The 17,265-nt window shown below is 62.2% G+C and carries 17 protein-coding genes; 12 read left to right on the top strand and 5 right to left on the bottom strand.

The window, feature by feature from the left end; genetic code table 11:
• Entirely contained in the window at positions 1-1,707 is a 1,707-nt protein-coding gene (locus AB1781_07665; GenBank protein ID MEW5704443.1) for an NADH-ubiquinone oxidoreductase-F iron-sulfur binding region domain-containing protein, read from the bottom strand.
• A 146-nt stretch (positions 1,708-1,853) separates the two neighbouring features.
• Between AB1781_07665 and mobA the strand changes: the two genes are divergently transcribed.
• Positions 1,854-2,495 (top strand): molybdenum cofactor guanylyltransferase MobA, encoded by a 642-nt coding sequence (gene mobA / locus AB1781_07660; GenBank protein MEW5704442.1) that lies wholly within the window; start codon positions 1,854-1,856, stop codon positions 2,493-2,495.
• A 19-nt stretch (positions 2,496-2,514) separates the two neighbouring features.
• On the opposite strand, the gene AB1781_07655 is transcribed toward mobA, so the two are convergent.
• Positions 2,515-3,570: a GGDEF domain-containing protein gene (locus AB1781_07655; GenBank protein MEW5704441.1), complete on the bottom strand. Its 1,056-nt coding sequence runs from the start codon at positions 3,568-3,570 to the stop codon at positions 2,515-2,517.
• Between the two features lie 254 nt (positions 3,571-3,824).
• Here AB1781_07655 and AB1781_07650 point away from each other — a divergent pair, with 254 nt between their 5' ends.
• Genes AB1781_07650 through AB1781_07615 form a run of 8 tightly spaced genes read left to right on the top strand, consistent with a single transcriptional unit; the run spans position 3,825 to position 10,594 of the window.
• Positions 3,825-4,286, top strand: coding sequence for an SUF system Fe-S cluster assembly regulator (locus tag AB1781_07650; protein ID MEW5704440.1), 462 nt, complete (start codon positions 3,825-3,827; stop codon positions 4,284-4,286).
• 29 nt (positions 4,287-4,315) lie between these two features.
• A complete protein-coding gene (sufB, locus tag AB1781_07645; protein ID MEW5704439.1) occupies positions 4,316-5,776 on the top strand; it encodes a Fe-S cluster assembly protein SufB in 1,461 nt (486 codons plus the stop codon).
• A 17-nt stretch (positions 5,777-5,793) separates the two neighbouring features.
• Complete coding sequence (sufC, locus tag AB1781_07640; protein MEW5704438.1) at positions 5,794-6,573, top strand: Fe-S cluster assembly ATPase SufC; 780 nt, start codon at positions 5,794-5,796, stop codon at positions 6,571-6,573.
• Between the two features lie 23 nt (positions 6,574-6,596).
• The gene (gene sufD, locus AB1781_07635) at positions 6,597-7,925 is read left to right on the top strand and encodes a Fe-S cluster assembly protein SufD (protein MEW5704437.1); all 1,329 of its coding nucleotides are present in this window, start codon (positions 6,597-6,599) and stop codon (positions 7,923-7,925) included.
• The gene (locus AB1781_07630; GenBank protein MEW5704436.1) at positions 7,922-9,178 is read left to right on the top strand and encodes a cysteine desulfurase; all 1,257 of its coding nucleotides are present in this window, start codon (positions 7,922-7,924) and stop codon (positions 9,176-9,178) included. The genes sufD and AB1781_07630 overlap by 4 nt, the downstream gene beginning before the upstream one ends.
• The gene (gene sufU / locus AB1781_07625) at positions 9,178-9,633 is read left to right on the top strand and encodes a Fe-S cluster assembly sulfur transfer protein SufU (GenBank protein MEW5704435.1); all 456 of its coding nucleotides are present in this window, start codon (positions 9,178-9,180) and stop codon (positions 9,631-9,633) included. The genes AB1781_07630 and sufU overlap by 1 nt, the downstream gene beginning before the upstream one ends.
• 34 nt (positions 9,634-9,667) lie before the next feature.
• Positions 9,668-10,222 (top strand): putative Fe-S cluster assembly protein SufT, encoded by a 555-nt coding sequence (gene sufT / locus AB1781_07620; protein MEW5704434.1) that lies wholly within the window; start codon positions 9,668-9,670, stop codon positions 10,220-10,222.
• A gap of 30 nt (positions 10,223-10,252) precedes the next feature.
• Positions 10,253-10,594: an iron-sulfur cluster assembly accessory protein gene (locus AB1781_07615; protein ID MEW5704433.1), complete on the top strand. Its 342-nt coding sequence runs from the start codon at positions 10,253-10,255 to the stop codon at positions 10,592-10,594.
• A gap of 9 nt (positions 10,595-10,603) precedes the next feature.
• On the opposite strand, the gene dusA is transcribed toward AB1781_07615, so the two are convergent.
• Entirely contained in the window at positions 10,604-11,614 is a 1,011-nt protein-coding gene (gene dusA, locus AB1781_07610) for a tRNA dihydrouridine(20/20a) synthase DusA (protein ID MEW5704432.1), read from the bottom strand.
• 113 nt (positions 11,615-11,727) lie between these two features.
• Between dusA and AB1781_07605 the strand changes: the two genes are divergently transcribed.
• The 3 genes from AB1781_07605 to AB1781_07595 all read left to right on the top strand — a co-directional run bounded on the left by AB1781_07605 (position 11,728) and on the right by AB1781_07595 (position 15,005).
• Positions 11,728-12,258, top strand: coding sequence for a M23 family metallopeptidase (locus tag AB1781_07605; protein MEW5704431.1), 531 nt, complete (start codon positions 11,728-11,730; stop codon positions 12,256-12,258).
• Positions 12,259-12,331: 73 nt separating this feature from the next.
• The gene (locus AB1781_07600) at positions 12,332-13,711 is read left to right on the top strand and encodes an MmgE/PrpD family protein (GenBank protein MEW5704430.1); all 1,380 of its coding nucleotides are present in this window, start codon (positions 12,332-12,334) and stop codon (positions 13,709-13,711) included.
• Positions 13,701-15,005: an MFS transporter gene (locus AB1781_07595; GenBank protein MEW5704429.1), complete on the top strand. Its 1,305-nt coding sequence runs from the start codon at positions 13,701-13,703 to the stop codon at positions 15,003-15,005. The genes AB1781_07600 and AB1781_07595 overlap by 11 nt, the downstream gene beginning before the upstream one ends.
• 36 nt (positions 15,006-15,041) lie before the next feature.
• On the opposite strand, the gene AB1781_07590 is transcribed toward AB1781_07595, so the two are convergent.
• Together AB1781_07590 and AB1781_07585 are read right to left on the bottom strand one after the other, a co-directional pair.
• On the bottom strand, positions 15,042-15,470 hold the full coding sequence (locus tag AB1781_07590; protein MEW5704428.1) for a DUF4864 domain-containing protein: 429 nt from the start codon (positions 15,468-15,470) through the stop codon (positions 15,042-15,044).
• Positions 15,471-15,680: 210 nt separating this feature from the next.
• Complete coding sequence (locus AB1781_07585; GenBank protein ID MEW5704427.1) at positions 15,681-17,027, bottom strand: globin-coupled sensor protein; 1,347 nt, start codon at positions 17,025-17,027, stop codon at positions 15,681-15,683.
• Positions 17,028-17,265 lie beyond the last annotated feature (238 nt).

Below are 17,265 nucleotides of genomic sequence, written 5' to 3'. Positions count from 1 at the left end.
TTAGGTTTCCCCCGGCGGCACGTCGTCCGGGAAATGGCGGAACAGCGACATCAGCGGATTCGGGGCCGTCTGGCCCAGACCGCAGATCGAGGCCTCGGCCATGGCCCGGGCAAGGTCTTCCAGAAGCGGGCGGTCCCATTTCGGCCGCTCCAGCAGTCTCACCATCTTTTCCGTTCCGACCCGGCAGGGCGCGCATTGACCGCAGCTTTCGTCCTCGAAGAAACGCAGGAGGTTAAGCGCGACGGCGCACAAATCGTCGCGATCGGAAAGCACGATCAGAGAGGCGGACCCAAGGGAGGCCCCTTCCGACTCGAGGGTGCCGAAATCGAGGGGCAGGTCCGCCAGCGCAGCCGGCAGGATGCCGCCGGCGCCGCCGCCGGGGAGAAAAGCCTTTAAGCGGTGGCCGGGCGCCATGCCGCCGCAGTGTTCCGCGATCAGCTCGCGCGCCGTGATGCCGACCGGCGCGCGCTTCACGCCCGGCGCGCGCACCCGGCCGGAAACCGAGAAAAGACGCACCCCGCTTCGGCCATGACGGCCCTCGCCCCGGTACCAGGCGGCACCCTTTTCCAGGATTTCGCGGAGCCAATAAAATGTTTCCACGTTCTGGATCAAGGTCGGCCGCCCGAACAGACCGGCTTGCGCGGCGAAGGGCGGCCGGTGGCGGGGGTAACCCCGCTTGCCTTCGAGGCTTTCGAGCATCGCCGATTCCTCGCCGCACACATAGGCGCCGGCCCCCCGGCGGAGGTGGATGCCGCCCGAAGGCGCCAAGCCCGCTATTTCGAGTTTCGGAATCTCCTTGCCCAGGATTTCCCGGATTTGGGGATATTCGTCCCGCAGGTAGAGGTAAACGGCGTCCGCCTCGATGACGTGCGCCGCAATCCCCACACCTTCGAGGACGCGGTGGGGATCGCGTTCCAGGCAAAAGCGGTCCTTGAAGGCGCCGGGTTCCCCTTCGTCGGCGTTGAGAACCAGGTAACGCGGCCTTGGCCCCTTGCGAACGGCGGCCCATTTCCGCCCCACCGGAAAGCCTGCGCCACCCAGCCCGCGAAGGCCGGCCGCGTCGAGCGTTTCGAGGATTTCGGAAGCCGGCTTGCCACGCAAACAGGCGCGAAGCAGAGCATACCCCCCTTCGGCGGCGTACGCCTCGAAGGAAAGAAAAGGAATAGCCGTCGCCGGCGAAGGACAAGCGACGGCCGCCGCAACGCTTTCCGTGCTCGCGCGATCGACAAAGCCATACGGAAGGCGCACGGTCGGCGCTTCGGCGCACCGGCCCATGCAGGGCGCGCGCAGGACGCGCACCTTGGTGCCTAAACGCTTGGGGAGTTCTTCCAGAAGGGCCCGACACCCCATCGTCTCGCAGACAACACCGTCGCAGACGCGAACGGTCACGGGCGGCGGCTCCTCCCCTTCCTTCACGACGTCGAAATGGGCGTAGAAGGTGGCGACCTCGTAAATCTCGGCCATGGAGAGGCGCATCTCTTCCGCCAGGGCCCGCAGGTGGGCGGCGGAAAGCCCATGGTAGGTATCCTGAAGCCGATGCAAGTGTTCGATCAGAAGATCGCGGGCCCGGGAACGCTTGCCGAGCAAGGCGCGAACTTCCGCCAGGGCGCGCGGGTCGATCTGGCGACCCTTCGGGGTGGCGCGCGTTCGCTTCTTCCCCTTCCCCGGGTGCCGAGGCACCCCTGTTTCCCTCTTGGTTTTCGTCATCCGCCCCTCAACCGCTATCCCCGAAAGGAAAGGAAGGCTGCCCTCCCTCCGTGGCGAAGCGACTGGTGAAGAGTGTAACAATAGCGGAAACTTTGTAGCCATGTTCCTGAAAGAGGCCATGTCCTGAAAGGGGAAAAGATCAAAAAATGGCGGGACCGGACCTGACGAAGGTGGTGGGCGTGCTGCTGGCGGGAGGCCGCGCCTTGAGAATGGGCGGGGGTCAGAAATATCTCCTCGCCCTTGGCGGCCGGACCTTGCTCGAACACGCGATCGAGCGGGCGCGACCGCAAGTGGCGCGAATGGTTCTTAACGCCAACGCGGATTCTGGCCGGCTGGCCCGTTTCGGGCTGCCCGTCGCGGGCGACGTCGTCGAAGGGCATGCGGGGCCGCTTGCCGGCGTGCTGACCGGCATGGAATGGGCGAGGAAGAATGCACCGGACGCCCGGTGGGTTGCCACCTTCGCGACGGATTGCCCCTTTTTCCCCCGCGATCTCGTGGGGCGCTTCCTGCAAGCCATAGAAGCGGCCATGGCAACCGAAGGCGCCGACCTTGCGCGGGCCGTTTCCGGCGGCAGGCCGCACCCGGTCTTCGGCCTTTGGCCGGTCAAGCTTGCCCAGCCCTTGCGCCAAGCGCTGATGGAAGAAGGTGTCCGCAAGATCGGCTGCTGGACGGCGCGCTACCGGGTGGCCGATATAGACTATCCAACGGAACCCGTGGACCCCTTCTTCAACGTCAACCGGCCGGAAGACCTGGTGCGGGCAGAGGAATTGCTGGGCAAGGCCGGGTAAGGCGCGCGGGCGCCTTCGATTAGCCGTGCATGACGATGCGTGAATCGTGGGACGCTTCGGAGACGACCCGGTTGCGCCCATGGCTCTTGGCCCGGTAAAGCGCGTTGTCGGCCCGCTGGATGAGGCTTTTCGGCGGCTCGCCCGGCAGGTATTGGGCGATGCCGATTGAAAGCGTGATGCCGCCGAGATTCTCGCTCGTCGCCCTGCGAACGATTTTTTTGGAGGCGACCCGCTTGCGAATTTCCTGCCCGAGCTTTTCGGCGCCGCCGATCGCCGTACGCGGAAGAATGATCGCGAACTCCTCGCCGCCGAACCGAGTGGGTATATCGCGCCCTTTGACGCATTCGACCAGCGTACTCCCGACGAGCCCCAGCACCTGATCGCCGAGCAGGTGCCCATAGGTGTCGTTGAATTTTTTGAAATGGTCGATATCGGCCATCATCAGGCAAAGCGGCTCGTTCGCCTCTACCGCCTGATGGATGACAAGCGAAAGCTGCTCGTCGAAATGCTTGCGATTCGGCAAGCCCGTCAGCGCGTCCGTCGTCGCCTCCCGGCGGATGTACTGGATGTTTTCCTGAAGTTCGATGATTTCGTGAGTCGCGGTTTTCAATTGGCTTTCGAGTTTATGACTTTTCGCCGCCATTTGCTTCGTTTCCAGCAGAATGCTCGTCACCGTCTCGCGAATGGCGTCTATGTTCGTTGCGTTTGCGATCTGCCCGGACATGGTTTCCAGCTTCTGGTTGTGGCGGGAAACCTCGGTGTTCGCATCGCCGAGATATTCGAGAACCCGCGTCACGGCGGATTGAATCCGCTCGCTCGCGGTTTGAATCTCCGCAACCTCGTTGGAAAGTCCAAAGAAGCGGTTGTAGAGTTCGCCGTTCAACGTTTCCGTGAAAGTTTGTTTCTTCTTCAGGATGGCGTCGATCATCCGCTTCAGTTCGGAATCTTTCCCGCCGAAATAGCTGTACCAAATCTCGAAATTGCTTGGTTGCGGCGGAATGGCAAGGACCGCCATCTTGGCGAGCGCCGCCCCAGCGTATTCCGCCGCCTGTTTCAGCGTTTCGCGGTAGATCATCCGTTGAAGGCCCCTTGGAACTGTGAGTGCTTTTTTTACGCAATCCAGGTTAAGAAATGCCTAGGAAATGGGTGGATTTTCTTTCCGCCCCATCGAAACCGCGGGCGAAGCGGCGGGTATGCGCCCGGACCGGCTGCCGAATATCCCTAGATTTTTAAAGGAAAATCTAGGCGTTCCGCCCTTGACAGGGACGCCATATTCCCTAATTTTAAAGCAGACTAAATTGGTGCTGATTTAATTTTAGGAATGTTGTCATGTTTCGCCTGAACCGGCTCGTCGATTACGGGGTCGTCCTGATGAGCCATATCGCAGCCCATCCGAACCAGCGTTTCAGCGCCCCGGATCTGGCGAGCGATCTTGGCCTTCCCGCACCGGTCGTAAGCAAGGTTTTGAAGCGTCTTACCCACGCCGGCCTGCTCACCTCCTATCGAGGGGCGAGGGGTGGTTACCGGCTCGCGCGAGGGGCCGCCGCGATCAGCGTGGCGGACATCATCTCCGCCCTCGACGGGCCCATCGCGCTGACCGACTGCATCGAGGACTCCCACGGCTCCTGCGGGATCGAATCTTTCTGCCCGGTCCGCAGCAACTGGCAAATCATCAACCGCACGGTCCGGAGCGCGTTATCCGAAATCAAACTTTCGGACCTGACGACGCCACTGCCGCCCTTCTTCGGGCCGGCGCTGGCGAAGGACGAAAAAGGCATCGGCGCCGCTTGAAGGCCAGAATACCGGAAAGAACCAAACGCATGACAACGAACACCGACACGGCCGAAACCATCCGCTCCGTCACGGGGGAGTACAAGTACGGCTTCGTCACCGAGATCGAATCCGAACGCGCGCCGCGCGGCCTGACCGAAGACACAGTCCATTTCATCTCGGCCAAGAAGGATGAACCGGCCTGGCTCCTCGAATGGCGGCTGAAGGCCTACCGCGCATGGCTTGCCCTTGGAAAGGAAGAGCCCAGTTGGGCGAATATCCATTACCCGCCGATCAACTACCAGGATGCCTATTACTACTCGGCGCCAAAATCCGACAAGGATCGGCCGAAAAGCCTCGATGAGGTCGACCCGGAATTGTTGGCCACCTACGAGAAGCTTGGCATTCCCTTAAGGGAACGGGAGGCCCTCGCCGGGGTTGCGGTCGATGCCGTGTTCGACAGCATTTCCGTCGCAACCACCTACAAGGCAAAGCTGGCGGAGGCCGGTGTCATTTTTTGCCCGATGTCAGAGGCGGTCGCCAACCATCCGGAGCTCGTGCAAAAATACCTGGGAAGCGTCGTTCCCTATTCCGACAATTTCTTCGCGACGCTGAATTCCGCCGTTTTCAGCGACGGCTCCTTCGTCTATGTGCCGGAAGGGGTTCGCTGCCCGATGGAGCTTTCGACCTATTTCCGGATCAACGCCGCGCAAACCGGCCAGTTCGAGCGCACCCTCATCGTCGCGGACAAGGGCAGTTACGTGAGCTACCTCGAAGGGTGCACGGCACCCATGCGGGACGAGAACCAGCTCCACGCGGCGGTCGTCGAGCTGGTGGCGCTGGACGACGCAGAAATCAAATATTCAACTGTGCAAAACTGGTACCCCGGCGACAAGGAAGGAAAAGGCGGCATCTACAATTTCGTCACGAAGCGGGGCGCTTGCCGCGGAAGAAACTCGAAAATTTCCTGGACGCAGGTCGAAACCGGCTCCGCCATCACCTGGAAATACCCGAGCTGCATCCTGCAGGGTGATAATTCGGTCGGCGAGTTCTACTCCGTCGCCACGACGAACAATTACCAGCAGGCCGACACCGGCACAAAGATGATCCACATCGGCAAGAACACACGCAGCACGATCGTCTCGAAGGGCATTTCGGCCGGAAAAAGCCAGAACACCTACCGCGGGCTCGTCAAGATTCTGGGCGGGGCGGAAAACGCCCGGAACCATACCCAGTGCGATTCCCTGCTTCTAAGCAGCACCTGCGGAGCCCATACGGTGCCCTACATCGAATCGAGGAACCGTACGGCCCGCGTCGAGCACGAGGCAACGACCTCGAAGATCGGCGAGGACCAGCTTTTCTATTGCAACCAGCGGGGGCTTTCGTCAGAAGACGCCATCTCAATGATCGTCAACGGCTTCTGCAAAGAGGTCTTCAAGGAGTTGCCGATGGAATTCGCGGTCGAGGCTACGAAATTGATGAGCGTTACCCTAGAGGGCGCGGTCGGCTGAGAAGGAAAAGGCGGAACATGGCAAAGCTTCTGGAAATCCGAAATCTGCACGCAACGATCGAAGACCGGCCGATCCTGCGTGGACTTACCCTTTCCATAGAGGCCGGCGAGGTGCACGCCATCATGGGGCCGAACGGTTCCGGCAAAAGCACGCTCGCGCACATACTCGCAGGACGCCCCGGCTATGAAGTGACGGAGGGCGAGGTCCTTTTTATGGGCAAGGACCTTCTGAAAATGCCGCCGGAGACGCGTGGCCGCGAGGGTCTTTTCCTGGGCCTTCAATACCCGGTCGAGATTCCCGGCGTTTCGAATATGTATTTCCTGAAGGCGGCGCTGAACGCGATCCGCGCCCACCGGGGCGAGCCGGAACTCGACGCCATCGAATTTCTGAAGGTAGCCCGGAAGAAGGCAAAACTTCTCGGCATCAGCGAAAACCTTCTCCAGCGCGGCGTAAACGTCGGCTTCTCCGGCGGCGAGAAAAAGCGGAACGAAATTTTCCAAATGGCGCTGCTGGCTCCCGCCCTTGCCGTGCTCGACGAAACGGATTCCGGCCTCGATATCGACGCCCTGAAAGTCGTCGCGAACGGGATCAATACCCTTCGCTCACCGGAGCGGGCGATCCTCCTGATCACGCACTACCAACGGCTTCTCGAATACGTGGTCCCGGATAAAGTGCACGTCCTTTCGGAAGGCCGCATCGTCGAGACCGGCGGTAGGGAACTTGCCCTTGAACTCGAAAAGAAGGGTTACGGCCATATCGAAAAGACCGGCGCGGCGCCCGTAACGGCCAGCGCCTGACCCAAACCCTTGGAACGAACCCCATGGCAATGACCGGCGTCGAATATATCGAACGCTATCCGGAATGGCGGCAAGGCCTTCCCGGCAAAGGGCAGGCTTGGCTTGCCGCCCTCCGAGAAGAGGCGTTGCGGCTATTCGGCGAACACGGCTTTCCGACGCGCAAGGTCGAGGCGTGGAAATACACGAACCTGGCGCCGCTTGCGAAGGACGTCTTCGCGCCGAAGGCCACAGCGGGAAAGACGCCCGCCGCGGACCTGCCGGAACCGTTTGGCGACCTTCCCGGCCATCGCATGGTTTTCGTGAATGGCCAATTCGCGATTGAACGACAGGCGGAAAAAGAGCTGCCGAAAGGTATCCGGGTCCTTCCTCTGAGTGAGGCGTTTTGCCGGCACCCCGAGCTGGTGAAGGCCCACCTCGCCCAGGCCGGCACCCCGGAAGTGACTGCCCTTCTCGAAATGAACACGGCCCTCATAGCGGAGGGGACGGTTCTTGTGATCGAAGCCGGAACCGCGCTCGAAGCCCCGCTTCACCTCGTCTTCCTCGCAACGGAAGCGGCCGCAAACGCCGGCCTGCACCTTCGCAACCTGATCATCCTCGGCAAGGGATGCCGGGCGAATGTCATCGAAAGCTATGTCGGAAAGACGAAGGCTAGCTATTGGACGAACGCGGTGACCGAGATCGTCCTCGCGGAAGGCGCCCACCTTCGCCACTACAAAGTGCAAGAGGAAGGCGAGGCCGCCTATCACACCGCCCTTACCCTCGCGAGGCTTGCCGATCGCACGGTCTACGAAAACTTCGCGCTGTCGCTTGGCGCCGAACTCGCCCGGAACGAGATTCAGGTCCTGCTCGACGGTAGCGGGATCGACTGCCGCCTGAACGGCGTCCATCTTGCCCGTCGCCGCCAGCACCTGGATACGACGACCGTGATTGACCACCTGAAGCCCGGAAGCCGTTCCAACGAAATCTACAAAAGCGTCGTGGACGGCCGCGCGGAAAGCGTTTTCCAGGGCAAGATCGTCGTCCAGCCGGATGCCCAGAAAACCGTGGCGCATCAGTTGAGTCGGACGCTGTTGCTGTCGGACACGGCCCAAGTGAACGCAAAGCCCGAATTGCGAATCCACGCCGACGATGTTCAATGCAGCCACGGCGCCTCCGTCAGCGAGCTCGACGCGCTGGCGCTTTTTTACCTCCGTTCGCGGGGGATCTCGGAAAGAACGGCGCGCAGCCTCTTGACGGAAGCCTTCGTGACGGAACAGATCGAGGAAATCGGGGTGGCACCCGTCCGCGAGCTGCTGCACCGCATGATGGCGAACTGGCTTGCGAACCCAAGGCAGACAAGCGGGCACCCATGACGGAGATGGCGCACCACATAGAGCAACCGGCGCCCGCCTTCGACGCCGCCCGCGCCCGACGGGACTTTCCCATTCTGCAAACCAAGGCGCGCGGCAAGCCGCTTGTCTTCCTGGACAGCGCGGCAAGCGCGCAAAAGCCCCGTCCGGTGATCGCGGCGGTGGAACACGTCTACACTACGGAATACGCCAACATCCACCGTGGCGTTTACGAACTTTCCGAAAAGACGACGGCCGCCTTCGAAGGGGCGCGGGAGAAGGTCCGCGCCTTTCTGAACGCCCGCGAGACCCGCGAGATTATCTTCGTCCGCGGAGCAACGGAGGCGATCAACCTAGTGGCGCAGAGTTTCGGCCGCACCCGCTTCAAGGCAGGAGACGAGATCGTTCTTTCCCACCTCGAACACCATTCGAACATCGTCCCTTGGCAAATCTTGAGGGAGATGACCGGCGCGGTTCTTCGCGTCGTGCCGGTGAACGGCGCCGGCGAGATCGAAATGGGGGCCTATGAAAGGCTTCTGAACGCGCGCACCCGCCTTGTCGCGATCACCCATGTCTCGAATGCGATCGGGACGGTCGTGCCGGTCCGGGAAATCGTCCGTCTTGCCCATGCCCAAGGCGTGCCCGTCCTTATCGACGGCTGCCAGGCCGTCCCCCACCGGCCGGTGGACGTTCAGGGTCTCGGTTGCGATTTCTACGCCTTTTCCGGCCATAAGCTCTATGGGCCGAGCGGCATCGGCGTCCTTTACGGCAGGGCCGAGCATCTGGAAGCGATGCCCCCCTATCAAGGTGGTGGCGACATGATTCGCTCGGTGACGTTCGAGAAGACGGAATACAACGTCATCCCCTACAAGTTCGAAGCCGGAACGCCGCATATTGCCGGCGCCATCGGGCTTGGTGCCGCGATCGACTACCTGCAGGGGCTTGGGCTTGCGGCGATCCAGGCCCACGAGGGGACGCTTCTCGACTACGCCACGCAGTGCCTTTCGGAAATCAAGGGCCTGCGGGTGATCGGAACGGCGAAGGAAAAGAGCGGCATCCTTTCCTTCACCCTGGACGGCGCCCATCCCCACGACATCGGAACGATCCTCGATGGCGAGGGAGTCGCCATCCGAACCGGCCATCACTGCGCGCAGCCGCTTATGGATCGCTTCGGCGTGCCGGCAACGGCGCGGGCTTCTTTCGGCCTCTACAACACCAAGGAAGACGTGGACGCGCTTGCCGCCGCCATCCGGAAAGTTCTGGAGATTTTTGGCTAATGTTCGATCTGAAAGAACTTTACCAAGAGGTCATCATTGATCACAGCAAGCGGCCGCGGCATTTCGGCGGGCTGGAAGGCGCAAACCGCGAGGCGGAAGGGTTCAATCCCCTTTGCGGCGACCGGCTTACCCTGCGGCTGACCGTGCAGGACGGGATCGTGAAGAACGCCGCCTTCGAAGGTGCCGGCTGCGCCATTTCGACAGCATCGGCCTCGCTGATGACGGACATGGTGATCGGCAAGACGGAAGCGGAGGCAAACGACTTGTTCCGGCGCTTCCAGGAACTTATCACGCGGAAAGAGCCGCCGACGACGGACGAGCTGCTTGAGCTTGAGAAGCTCGCCGCCCTTGCCGGCGTCCGCGCGTTTCCCGCCCGCGTCAAATGCGCAACCCTTGCCTGGCACACCCTGGCGGCGGCGCTGAACCGGCAGACCGAAGCCGTGAAGACCGAATAGGACAAATAGGACAAATAGGACATAAGGAAAAACGATGACGGAAGATGGCGTCCTCACTCTGCAGCGGGACTGCGACGCGACCCTCATTCCGGCCGGCACGAAGGTCGAACTGCAGGCCGGTACGCCGGTGACGATTACCCAGGCGCTGGGCGGCTCCTATACGGTCGCCGTGCACGGCAACCTGGCGCGCATCGACGGCAAGGACGCCGACGCCCTCGGGCTGGAGGCGGCAGGCGCTGCGGCACCGTCGGCCGCTCCCGAGGCAGACGGCGAGGCGAACGAAGAGGCAATCTGGGAGCAGCTGCGGACCTGCTACGACCCGGAAATTCCCATTAACATTGTCGAATTAGGTCTTATCTATAATTGCAAGACGACGGCCCTCGAAGGAAACGGGGGAAGCCGGGTCGAGGTCACGATGACCCTGACCGCGCCGGGCTGCGGGATGGGCGACATCTTGGCGGAGGACGTCCGTCAGAAGTTGTTGAGTGTGCCGAACGTCAAGGAGGCGCAGGTCGAAGTTGTTTTCGACCCGCCTTGGGATCAGAGTAGAATGTCGGAGGCCGCCAAGCTTGAAGTCGGCCTTCTCTAGAAAGAAGGCGGAAGAAGGAAGAAAAGAAGAATGGAACAAAAGGCCCCTCTAACGATTACGGATACCGCCGCCGCACGGGTCAAGGATTTGTTGGCACGGCGGCAGGAGAAGCCCGTTCTTGGCCTGCGGCTTGGCGTCACCAACGCCGGCTGCTCCGGCCATTCCTACAGGCTGGAATATGCGGAGGAGGTCATTCCCGGCGACGAGACCCTGAAGGACAAGGGCGTGACGATCTTCATCGAGCCGGCGGCCCTCATGTTCCTGATCGGCAGCGAGATCGATTACGTCGAGGACAAGTTCCAGTCGGGCTTCGTTTTCCGCAACCCCAACGCCACCGGCACTTGCGGCTGCGGAGAATCCTTCAGCGTCTGATTGCCGCGCCTAAAGAGCGGTCGCGGCCCGCGTTTCCGGCTGCCCCATCGCGCGCAGGGCCTTGGTCACGATTTCCGGGCCGGCATCGGCGCGGAAAGCTTCTTCCGTCAGACATCGGCGCCAGGCGCGAGCCCCCGCTATCCCATTGAAAAGCCCCAAGAGATGCCGCGTCATCCGGCTTAAGGGCACCCCCGCCGCGACCTTCGCTTCGAGGTAGGGCAGCATGGCCAGAACCACCGCCTCGCGGACGGGCGGCGGGGCCGCGTCACCGAAGAAGCGACGATCCGCTTCCACCAAAAGATAAGGGTTCTCGTACGCCGCCCGGCCGATCATGACGCCGTCCACCTGGCGGAGATGATCTTCCGCCGCCTCCAGCGTCTCGACGCCGCCGTTGAGAACGATCTCCAAATCCGGAAAATCCGTCTTCAGCCGATAGACCACCTCGTAGCGAAGCGGTGGGACGGTACGGTTCTCCTTCGGGCTTAGGCCCTGGAGATAGGCCTTGCGGGCGTGCACGATGAAAGTTGCACAGCCCGCGGCGGCGACTAGGCTTACGAAGCGGGCCAGGAATTCGTAATCGTCGTGCGCGTCCACCCCGATCCGGGTCTTGACCGTGACCGGGACCGCAACGACGTCCCGCATCGCGCAAACGATAGCGGCGACGCGCTCGGGCTCCGCCATCAGGCAGGCGCCGAAGCGGCCGCGTTGAACGCGGTCGCTCGGACAGCCGACGTTAAGATTGATCTCGTCATAGCCGAAGGCCTCGCCGATGCGGGCGGCGGCGGCGAGGGCGCTTGGCTCGGAACCGCCGAGTTGAAGCGCAAGCGGCTGCTCTTCCTCATCGAAGGCGAGAAGGCGCGCGCGATCCCCGTGCAGGACGGCGTCCGCCGTCACCATTTCCGTATAGAGAAGCGTGCGCCGCGTGATGCGCCGGAGGAAAGAGCGCTGGTAGCGATCCGTCCGATCCATCATCGGCGCCACGGAAAGGCGCCGGTCGAGATTTTTTTCCATCGCGGTCATGGCGGGAATCTGGCGGCGTCTTCCGCCAAAGGCAACCGGAAAGCCGCGACCCTCTTGACGCCACCGCGCCAATTAATTTAGGATACTATTCCTAACTCACCGAAAGGCGACCCATGTCCCGCGAAACCCCGAATACCCTGCTTCCTTCCGACCCCGCCATGCCGCCGCTTCCGCGCTTGGCAAGCCCAGTGCCGAACCCGGTGATCCGGAAACGGGACGCACAGGGCGAAGGCCATTTCGGCGCCGCCCGGAACGGTGGCAAGCGAAAGCATCAGGGGGTTGACCTTGTTGCCGCCGCGGGCACGCCAGTCACCAGCGCGGTGAGCGGCGTCGTCACCCGTATCGGTTGGCCCTACCGGAACGATTCCCACTACCGTTACGTGGAGGTGACGATGGAAGCGGGCCTTATCGTCCGCCATTTCTACGTGAGCCCGACCGTCAAGATGCGCGAGCCGGTCGAGGCCGGAAAAACCCGCCTCGGTACGGTGCAAGACCTTACCCGGCGCTACCCCGGAATCACCAACCACCTTCACCTCGAACTGCGCCAAGCCGTTCAAGACCATCGCGCGGACGGTGAAGCTGCGCACCGCTACGACGCCTATCCCGTTATCGACCCCACCCCTTTGCTTCCTATGCAGGCTTGAAGGCGCTATAGAAAAAGCTGTCCCGACGGGTAACTCTCGAGTCGCGTCAAACCTTGCCGAAAGGCCGCCTGCCATGGCCACCATCGCGGAACGCTTAGCCGAATTCGCCACCGATCTCGACGGAAACGACGTGCCAGTGGATGTGCGCGCACGCGCAAAATTCCTCATCCTGGATGCGGTCGGGATCGCCTTCGCCGCAACGACCTTCGACTTTTCGGAAAAAACCCTGCAAGGGCTTGCCGCCATCGCCGGGCAAGGCAACGCCCCCGTCATCGGACGAAAGGAAAGGCTTCCGCTTCGCGACGCGGCGGTGATGAACGGCTTCCTGATCCACGGCCTCGACTACGACGACACCCACGTCGCCGGCATCGTCCACCCGACGGCAAGCGCCTTTCCTGCCGCGCTGGCCGCCGCCACTCTCGCAAAAGCCTCCGGGCGCGAAATGCTGACCGCCTTCATTCTCGGCATCGAGGCAAGCGCCCGCATCGGCGCCGTGGCGAAAGGCGGGTTTCATTACGTGGGGTTTCATCCAACCAGCCTTGCCGGCATCTTCGGCTGCACACTGATTGCCGGGAAACTTTTCGGTCTTGACGCCAAGGCGCTTGGCATGGCGCAAGGCATCGCGCTTAGCCTGGCCTCCGGCAGCATGGAATTCTTGGCCGACGGCGCCTGGACGAAAAGATTGCACCCGGGGTGGGCGGCGGCGGCTGGCCTAACCGCCGCGATGCTGGCGAAGCACGGCTTCGTCGGCCCGAGGGAAGCGTACGAAGGCCGTTTCGGCCTTTACAAATCCCATCTCGGGCCGGAGGAAGCGAAGTGCGATTATGGTCTTGCGACGGCGGACTTGGGCGAGGTGTGGGAGCTTCGCAACGTCGCGACGAAGCCCTACCCGGCCTGCCATTTCGCCCACGCCTGCATCGACGCGGCCCTTGCCTTGCGCGAAGCCAACAAGCTGCAACCGGAAGCGATCGCGCATATCCAAGCCCTGGTGCCCAAGGAAGTCGTGAAAACCGTTTGCGAACCGCTTGAGAAGAAGCGAAGGCCCGCGAACGGGTACGAAGCCCAGTTCAGCATTCCCTACCTCGTCGCCGTCGCCATCACACGCGGGCATTTCGGCCTGGCCGAACTGGAGCCTCCGACGCTGTCGGACCCGGCGACCCTCGCGCTGGCCGGCAAGGTCGACTACGCGGTTGACCCGAATTCCGGTTTTCCGAAGTATTTCTCGGGCGAACTGCGCGTCACATTGCAGGACGGGCGGGTGCTTTCCCACCGCGAACATAAAAACCGGGGTTGCGCGGATCGCCCTCTAACGGTGAAAGAAATTCGCGCGAAGTTTCAGGGGAACGCGGCGCTGGCCATCGACGCGAAGAAGAGCGCGGCGATCCTCGAAGCGATCGAAACCATCGAGTCCTGCCCGCGCGCCGCCGACCTCGGTGAAGTCCTTGCCGGATAGGAAGGAAAGCCCCAAGAGACCGGCCGGATTCCTGCGTTCCGTCACGGCTTGGTGCGTCTATGACTGGGGAAACTCGACTTTCCCGGCAATCGTCCTCACCTTCGTTTTCGCCCCCTACTTCACCCAGGCCGTCGCCGCCGACCCGATGCAGGGTTCGGCCGAATGGGGGCGGACGATCAGCATCTCGGCCCTCGTCATCGCGGTCTTAAGCCCGATCCTCGGCGCCTTCTCCGACAAGGCCGGCCGTCGAAAGCCCTGGCTTTCCGCCTTCAGCCTGCTTGCGATCCTCGGCGTCGCCGGCATGTGGTTCGTGCGGCCGATGACGAGCGACGCGTGGCTCGCGCTTACCCTGCTTGCCATCGCCAATGTCGGTTTCGAGCTTGGCGCCGTCTTCTACAATTCCATGCTGCCTGGCTTCGTGCCCAACCGTTTGCTGGGGCGCATCTCAGGCTGGGGCTGGGGAGCGGGCTACGCGGGCGGGCTGGTCAGCCTTGGCATCGCCCTTCTCTGGCTCGTGCAGCCGGAGACCCCGCCCTTCGGCCTCGACAAGGCAGCAGCCGAACACATCCGCGCGGTGATGCTGCTGGCCGCGATCTGGTTCGCCTTCTTTGCGCTCCCGATTTTCCTCTTCACGCCGGACGAGCCGGCAACGGGCCGCCCGGCGGGTCAAGTCCTGCGCGAGGGCTTGCGCGAAATTTTCGGCACCCTGCGGACGATCCGGCGCTACCCAGCCGTCGCCTGGTTCCTGCTCGCGCATATGCTTTATATCGACGGCATCAACACGATCTTCCTGTTCGGCGGAATTTACGCCGCCGAGACGTTCCGGATGGACATGATCGAGGTGCTGCAGTTCGGAATTGCGCTGAACGTGACGGCCGGCATCGGCGCGGCGGCGTTTGCCTGGCTCGACGACTGGATCGGCGCGCGACGCGTCATCGCCATCGCCCTGGTCGCATTGCTCCTGACGTCGGTTGCCATTCTCCTCACGGAATCGAAGGCCTGGTTCTGGGGGTTTGGGCTTCTGCTCGGCACCTTCTTCGGCCCCGTGCAGTCGGCCAGCCGGTCGCTCATGGCCCGGCTTGCCCCGGAAGGCATGCATTCGCAGATGTTCGGCCTTTATTCCCTCACCGGCAAGGCGACGGCCTTCCTGGGACCGGCGTTGTTCAGCCTTGCCGTCACGCTTACGGCAAGCCAGCGCGTCGGCATGGCGACGGTCCTGCCGTTCCTGGTGATCGGGCTGCTTCTGCTCTGGTTTTGCGTGCGGGAGCCAGGGCGCGGCGAACCCCTAAAGTAGGGCGGCCTTTTTCAATCGCCGGCGATTGCCCGGCGCTCAGGCGTCGAAACCAGCCGCCGGTTCGATGAAGCAGCCGCCGATTCGCCAACTGCCGTCGGGTTGCCGCTCCATCGGGTAGTAGGCGACGTACTCCCGATCATCCGGCCCAAGCACCTTCAATCGCTGTAGGACCCCGCCCCTTTCCTGCGAGAGGCCGAGAAACTCGACCCGCTTCGGGCTATAGAGCGGCAGGTACTGCGTCGCGACCATGGAGATGAAATTCTCCGCCGTCCGGAACTTTGCCTGAATGCCGGGAGCGGCATACGAAAACGCGGCCTTCGCATCGTGGCGCCGGAAGGCGTCGAGCTGGGCCTGGATGACCGTGTTGATGGCACTTTCCTCAGCCGTAAGCGGCCCTTTGGCGGCAAGGGCGTGCGGCAGCAGAAACCCGATAACAAGGACGAACGTGGACAGCAAACGGGACATGCTTTTCTCCTTATCTTAAGCCCACCCCTTGCCCCCATTAGATGGGCATTCGGCGGAGAAGCACAATCCCATTGCAGGGGGGCGCGTCTTCCCGCTCAAACAAAGGCCCGCCAAGGCGGCGGAACACATACCGTTAAAAAGAAAAAAGGCCGGTCCGCTGCGTAAAGCGGGCCGGCCTTATGTTTTCTCCCTGAACCGGCCGTTCGGCCTTTAAGCCGCCCGTACCTGCTCAACGAACTTATCGACTTCCGAACGCAGCGTCTCGGCCTGCTCGGAAAGCTGACCCGCCGCGCGCAAGACTTCCTGCGCGGCGGCGCCGGTGTCGGAAGCGGCTTGGCTTACGCTCGAAATATTGTTGCTCGCCTCCTGGGTGCCGGTCGAGGCCTGCTGGGTGTTCCGCGCGATTTCCTGGGTGGCGGCACCTTGCTCGCCGACAGCACTTGAGATGCCTTCCGCGATTGTGTTGATTTCCTTGATCGTCTCGCGAATGCTTTGGATGGCGTTCACGGTGTCCTTCGTGACGCCCTGCACCTCGGTGATCTGGGTTGCAATTTCTTCCGTCGCCTTCGCCGTCTGGGTGGCGAGATTTTTCACCTCGGAGGCGACAACCGCGAAGCCCTTTCCCGCCTCACCAGCGCGCGCCGCCTCGATCGTCGCGTTCAACGCGAGCAAATTCGTTTGCTCGGCGATCTCACTGATCAAGTTGACGACATCGCCAATTTTCTGGGCGGCGCCGGAAAGGCCCTGGACGGTTTCGTTCGTGCGTTCGGCTTCCATGTTGGCCCGGCTCGAGATATCGGACGACTGCTTGACCTGACGATTGATCTCGGTGATCGAGGAAGAAAGTTCTTCGGCTGCTGCCGCGACGGTTTGGACGTTTGCGCTCGCCTGCTGGGTGGCGGAAGCGCCAGCCTCGCTTTGACGGCTGGTCTCCTCGGCCGCCGCCGACATCGAGGCGGCCGTGGATTGCAATTCCGTCGCGGCGGAAGCCACCGCGTCCACGACGGCGCCAATATTCTTTTCGAAGACCTCGGCGATACGTTTTGTGGCCTCCTCCTTCTCGCGGCGGCCTTCATCAAGGTAGACGGAAATGGCGAAGTCTATGTCGAGGAGCGCCGCCTTACTGACGGCGGTGAGATACCGCGCCAGGGTTTCACGGCTATTTTTCTTAAACAAGCCCTTCTGAAGGCCCGTCACGATCTGCTGCTGCAGACGCGTGATGATGAAAGCATAGCCGCCGATGTACCATCTCGGCTCCAGCCCCAAGCGGTTGTGCGCCTGACCGACCAGGCGGATGGATTCGACATAATCGGTGCCGAAATCGGCCGAAGCGATCAGCGTCCAGTGCTGGAGCTGGGCGGTTCTGGCGCGGCCTTTCAACTGGTCGTCCGGGAAGAGGCGAGCGACGGTGGGGTATTTTGCAATATGGCTATAAAACTGATCGAGGATCGATGGCAAATGTTCCTTCAGCCAGGGAAGCAATTCGCGCAGCGTGGCGCGAGTCTTCTCGTCGATCTCCATGAAGGAAAGGCGTTCTTTCAATCCGTAGTCGTTCATCGGTTCGTCTCCACCCTGATGGCGCCGCTTGGGCGCACCTGCTTCTTTTGCTCGCCGTCTTCCGGCCCGGATGGGCCGGCCCGTGCTCGCGTTAAAGTTGTCGTATGACGAGTATTTTCCCGCATTAGTTTAAAATCCGTTAAACGGACAACGTCTCCTCAAGGCTTTTTCGAAATCGCCCTGACAAGGAATCCAACGCGACGCGCCATCCGCATGCGGAGGCATGCAAGCCGTGTGA

The sequence above is a fragment of the Pseudomonadota bacterium genome (assembly GCA_040752895.1).
Lineage (GTDB): Bacteria > Pseudomonadota > Alphaproteobacteria.
The sequence above is the reverse complement of the archived record's forward strand: the minus strand, read 5'-3'. Positions and strand labels throughout refer to the sequence as shown.